Source organism: Nocardiopsis sp. NPDC055824 (assembly GCF_053616335.1).
In genome coordinates this window covers 1-5219 of sequence record NZ_JBSHDN010000305.1, presented here as the reverse complement: position 1 = coordinate 5219, position 5219 = coordinate 1, and the positions used below count along the sequence as shown (strand labels likewise).

At 76.2% G+C, this 5219-nt stretch carries 4 protein-coding genes; 3 read left to right on the top strand and 1 reads right to left on the bottom strand.

Features of this window, described 5'->3' with window-relative positions; all coding sequences use genetic code 11:
* Positions 1–223: 223 nt before the first annotated feature.
* Positions 224–3295 carry an alpha-mannosidase gene (locus ACWGL3_RS30755; protein ID WP_267949685.1) on the top strand — a complete coding sequence of 1024 codons (3072 nt, stop codon included), beginning with the start codon at positions 224–226 and terminating at the stop codon, positions 3293–3295.
* A 23-nt stretch (positions 3296–3318) separates the two neighbouring features.
* Complete coding sequence (locus tag ACWGL3_RS30750) at positions 3319–4098, top strand: IclR family transcriptional regulator (RefSeq protein WP_267949684.1); 780 nt, start codon at positions 3319–3321, stop codon at positions 4096–4098.
* A gap of 70 nt (positions 4099–4168) precedes the next feature.
* On the opposite strand, the gene ACWGL3_RS30745 is transcribed toward ACWGL3_RS30750, so the two are convergent.
* On the bottom strand, positions 4169–4921 hold the full coding sequence (locus ACWGL3_RS30745; protein ID WP_267949683.1) for a metal-dependent hydrolase: 753 nt from the start codon (positions 4919–4921) through the stop codon (positions 4169–4171).
* 120 nt (positions 4922–5041) lie between these two features.
* Here ACWGL3_RS30745 and ACWGL3_RS30740 point away from each other — a divergent pair, with 120 nt between their 5' ends.
* Positions 5042–5176 carry a hypothetical protein gene (locus tag ACWGL3_RS30740; RefSeq protein ID WP_267949682.1) on the top strand — a complete coding sequence of 45 codons (135 nt, stop codon included), beginning with the start codon at positions 5042–5044 and terminating at the stop codon, positions 5174–5176.
* The last annotated feature ends 43 nt before the right edge of the window (positions 5177–5219 follow it).

Here is a 5219-nt window from a genome sequence, read left to right as displayed (position 1 = left end):
GCGCACGGGTGCGACCCGGTCGCGGGCGCCGCGCCGCCCCTTCGGCGGGGCGGGGCCGTGAGGCCCCGGCGGAGCACCCACATGGTGCCACGGCGGCCCCGCGCGGGGGCGGGCGACGCGGCCGGGACCGGGCCACCCGCTCCGGCCGGGCCGTTGACGCGGTCTCCGCGGCGGTGACAACGTACCCACCACCTGTCAGGGGACGATCGAACGGAGAACCACCGTGCACGACGACCGGCGGCTGACCGAGGCACGGCTGCAACGGGTACTGGGCGAACGCGTGTGGCCCGCGATCTACACGAGGTCGGTCCCCCTGGAGGTGGCGCGGTGGGACGCCCCCGGCGAGCCGGTGCCCGCGGCGGAGGGGATCGCCGCGGACCACGTGCCCGCCAGCGTCGGCGACGCCTGGGGGCCGGCCTGGGGGACGACGTGGTTCCGGCTGCGGGGCGAGGTGCCCCGGGAGTGGGCCGGGCTGACGGTGGAGGCCGTCGTCGACCTCGGCTTCGACAGCGGCATGCCGGGCTTCCAGAGCGAGGGGCTCGTCCACCTCCCGGACGGCGCCGTCGTCAAGGGCCTCAACCCGCGCAACGCCTGGATCCCGGTCGGCTCCCCGGCCGGGGGCGGGGAGGCCGTGGAGTTCCACGTGGAGGCCGCGGCCAACCCCGTCATCCTCGGGAACCCGCCGTTCCGGCCCACGGAGCTGGGCGGGGGGCGGGGGCCCGAGGACGAGCCCCTGTACCGGCTGGCCCGCGCCGACCTGGCGGTCTTCGAGACGGCGGTGTGGGAGCTGGCCATGGACCTCGACGTCGCGGGCGGGGTCATGCGCTCCCTCGACACCGGCGACCCGCGCCGCTGGGAGCTGCTGCGCGCCCTGGAGAGGTCCCTGGACGCCCTCGACCTCCACGACGTCCCGGGCACGGCCGACCGCGCGCGGGAGGCGCTGGCCCCGGCCCTGCGCTCCCCCGCGGCGGCGAGCGCCCACCGGGTGTCGGCGGTGGGCCACGCCCACATCGACTCCGCCTGGCTGTGGCCCGTGCGGGAGACCGTGCGCAAGGTGGTCCGCACCAGCGCCAACGCCGTCGCCCTCGCGGAGGAGCACCCGGGGTTCGTCTTCGCGATGTCCCAGGCCCAGCAGTGGGCGTGGCTCAAGGAGCACCGGCCCGACGTCTTCGCCCGGGTGGTGAGCGCGTCCGAGGCCGGGCAGTTCGTGCCGGTCGGAGGCATGTGGGTGGAGTCCGACACCAACATGCCCGGCTCCGAGGCGCTGGCCCGGCAGTTCAGCTTCGGCAAGCGGTTCTTCCGCGACGAGCTGGGCGTCGACACCCAGGAGGTGTGGCTCCCCGACTCGTTCGGCTACTCGGCGGCGCTCCCCCAGCTCGTGCGGCTGTCGGGCTCGCGGTGGTTCCTCACCCAGAAGATCTCCTGGAGCCGGACCAACGCGTTCCCCCACCACACGTTCTGGTGGGAGGGCATCGACGGCACACGCGTCTTCACCCACTTCCCGCCCGTGGACACCTACAACTCCGAGCTCACCGGCTCGGAGCTGGCGCACGCCTCCGGCAACTTCCGGGACAAGGGCGGCGCGTCGCGGTCCCTGGTGCCCTTCGGACACGGCGACGGCGGAGGGGGCCCCACCCGGGAGATGCTCGCCCGTGCCCGGCGGACCGGCGACCTGGAGGGGTCCCCCCGGGTGGAGGTCGAGCACCCCTCGGAGTTCTTCGCCAAGGCCCACGCGGAGTACCCCGACGCACCCGTGTGGCTGGGCGAGCTGTACCTGGAGTTCCACCGCGGGACCTACACGAGCCAGGCGGCCACCAAGCAGGGCAACCGGCGGTCCGAGCACCTGCTGCGCGAGGCCGAGCTGTGGGCCGCGACCGCCGCCGTGCGCACCGGCGCCCCCTACCCGTACGAGGCCCTCGACCGGGTGTGGAGGACGGTCCTGCTGAACCAGTTCCACGACATCCTGCCCGGGAGCTCGATCGCGTGGGTCCACCGGGAGGCGGCCGAGTCCTACGCGGAGGCCGCCGCCGAGCTGCACGGGATCGTCGCGTCGGCCCAGGGGGCGCTGGCGGAGGACCCCGGCGAGGCCGGCGGCACCCTGGTGTTCAACGCCGCCCCGCACGAGCGCGACGGCGTGCCCGCGCTCGGCGCGGTCCCCGCCGCGCTCACGGGCGCGCCCGGCGCGGCGGCGGCCTCGGTCGACGCCTCGGACGGCGGCTTCACCCTGGACAACGGGCTGCTGACCGTGCGCGTGGACGGCCGGGGGCTCGTCACCTCCGTCCTGGACAGGGTCGCGGAGCGCGAGGTGCTGGCCCCGGGGTCACCGGGCAACCTGCTCCAGGTGCACCCCGACCTGCCCAACCAGTGGGACGCCTGGGACGTCGACGCGTTCTACCGCAACACCGTCACCGACCTCACCGGCGCCGACGCGGTCGAGGCCCTGGAGCCGCGGCCCGGGGGCGCCGCCGCGCTGCGCGTGGCGCGCACGTTCGGCGCGTCCTCGGTCGTCCAGGTCCTGTCCCTGAGCCCCGGCGCGCGGCGCCTGGACGTGGAGACGGTGGTGCACTGGCACGAGCGGGAGAAGTTCCTCAAGGCGGCCTTCCCGGTCGACGTCCGCGCGGACGAGTCCTCCTCGGAGATCCAGTTCGGGCACGTGAGGCGGCCCACCCACTCCAACACCTCGTGGGACGCGGCGAAGTTCGAGATCTGCGCGCACCGGTGGGTGCACGTCGGGGAGCCCGGCTACGGCGTGGCGGTCCTCAACGACTCCACCTACGGGCACGACGTGACCCGCGCGGTCCGCGGGGACGGGGGCACCACGACCACGGTGCGGCTGTCGCTGCTGCGCGCCCCGCGGTTCCCCGACCCGGAGACGGACCAGGGCGAGCGCCGCTTCCGCTACGCGCTGGCCCCGGGCGCGACGGTGGAGGACGCGGTGCGCGAGGGGTACCGGATCAACCTGCCCCCGCGCGAGGTCCCCGGCGGCGGCGCGGTCGAGCCGCTGGTGCGCGTGGACGACCCCGGGGTGGTGGTGGAGTCGGTCAAGCTCGCCGACGACCGGTCGGGCGACGTCGTCGTGCGGCTGTACGAGGCCCGCGGCGGGCGGGCCCGCGCGACGGTGGCGCCGGGCTTCCCGTTCGCCGGGGTCCGCGCGGTGAACCTCCTGGAGGAGGAGTACGAGGGAGCGCCCGAGCTCGACGTGCGGACCGCGTCCGGCGACGGCGGGCACGGGCACGGTTCCGTGGCGTTCGGGCTGCGGCCGTTCCAGATCGTGACGCTGCGGTTCGCCCGGTAGCGCGGCCGTCTAACCTGGCACGCATGCACAGGCAGAGCACCACACCCCCCGGCACGCAGACGCTGCGGCGGGGGCTCGACGTCGTCGCCGCCGTGGCGCGGGGGGCGTGCGACCTCCGGGCGGTGTGCGAGAGGACGGGGATCAGCCGCAGCACCGCGCACCGGCTGCTGCAGCTGCTCGTGCAGGAGGGCTACCTGCGCCGGGGCCCGGAGAACACCTACCTGCTGGGGCCCGCGCTGATCGAGTACGGCTTCCTCGCCCTCCAGCAGAACCCGGTGCCCCTGGTGGCGCGCCCGGTCCTGGAGCGGCTCTCCGGGCGGTACCGGGACACGGTGCACCTGGCCATCCGCGACGACGACGAGGTGCTGTACCTGGACAAGATCGCGAGTCTGCGCGGCGCGGAGACGCGTTCGCGGATCGGCTACCGCATGCCCCTGACCACCACGGGCATCGGCAAGTCCCTGATCCTGGACGAGGGGGAGGAGGTCTGGGAGCGGCTCTTCGCCGCCGAGCGGGAGGGCGGCGGTGGCGGGGACCGGTCCCTGGACCGCTTCCTGGAGACGATGCGCCGCTACCGCAGGCTGGGCGCCACGATGGACCTGGAGGAGAACGAGCCGGGCATCCGCTGCGTGGCCGCCCCCGTGCGGGACGGCAGCTCGTCCGGCGTGGCGGCGGTCAGCATCGCCGCCACCCGCCCCTACATGCCCGTGGAGCGCATGCGCGCCCTGGTCCCGGTCCTGCGCGAGGCGGCCGAGGAGATCTCCGGGCTCCTGGGGTACCCCTCGGCGGGGTCCCCGGCCTGACCCCCGCCCTCACGCCGCAGGCGGGAGGGGCGCCCGGCCACGTCCGTGGGGATGGGGCCGGCGACCTGCCTCACGCCGCAGGCGGGAGGGGCGCCCCCAGCGCCAGCAGCACGGGGAACCCGATCAGCGCCCCCACCCTGATGGCGTCCTCCACCCTGCTCCGGCCGGTGTGGAAGGCCACCGGTGAGCGCAGCATCCACCACCGCTTGCCCCGCACCGTGAACGGCCAGGCCAGCGGCACGCCCGACCGGGTCAGCCAGTCCCCCAGCACGTGCGTCAGCGCGCCCGCGAACACCACCAGGCCCACGAGCCACGGCGCGGGGCCGTAGCCCTCCACGAGCAGCGTGCACGCGCCGAGGACGAGGGCGGCCACCAGCGCCGCCCGCCTGCGCCGCCGGACCGTGCCCCACGCCCTCCAGGGCCGGACCACGGTCCCCAGGCCCAGGGCGGACATCGCGAACACCACCGCGGCGGCCCCGAACGGAGCCAGCGCCGCCCCCAGCGCGACCAGGCCGAACACCAGGCACGCCGGGACGGTGTGGGTCAGGTGGCGGTGTCCGCCGTCCTTGGGCGCCTCCAGCTCCCGCGGGGTGGCCGTGCGGCGGTAGACCCGTCTCGACAGGCCGCGCAGGCCGGTCGAGACCAGTTCCGTCACCCGCCCGAGCGAGCGCCCCGCCGAGGAGCCGGGCTCGTCCAGGTCGGGGAGGAGCGCGGCGCCGGCGCCGACCGCGGCGCACGTCAGCGTGACGGGCACGTCCGCGCCGCAGAGCAGGGCGACGGCGCCGCCCGCGAGCACGCCGGTCGCGGCGTGCGAGGTACCCATCATCGAGGTCTCCGTAGGGGGTGGGGAGGTCTGCCTCCCCGACCCTCTCTCGGACGCGCGACAGCGCTGCGCCCGGGGCCCCGTCCACGCCCCGCCGGGCGGGGTGGGGCCGGTGCCGTCATGGCGCTGCGCGGCCGCGGGGAGCCGGGCGCCGAAGGGGTACGTGCGACCGAGCGGGCGGCTGTGGCCGAACCCGATGGGGCGCTCGTCGTCGCCGTCGGGAGCCCCGCCGCCGTCGACACGGTCCTCTCCTGAGCGCGCCCGCCCCGGGCCGGCGCCGCTTCGCGCGGCTCCGGCC

What these genes read in the sequence shown, in the direction of transcription:
- ACWGL3_RS30745 (WP_267949683.1), bottom strand. Translation starts at nt 4,921, where the DNA reads ATGGGTACCTCGCACGCCGCGACCGGCGTGCTCGCGGGCGGCGCCGTC.
- ACWGL3_RS30740 (WP_267949682.1), top strand. Translation starts at nt 5,042, where the DNA reads ATGGCGCTGCGCGGCCGCGGGGAGCCGGGCGCCGAAGGGGTACGTGCG.
- ACWGL3_RS30750 (WP_267949684.1), top strand. Translation starts at nt 3,319, where the DNA reads ATGCACAGGCAGAGCACCACACCCCCCGGCACGCAGACGCTGCGGCGG.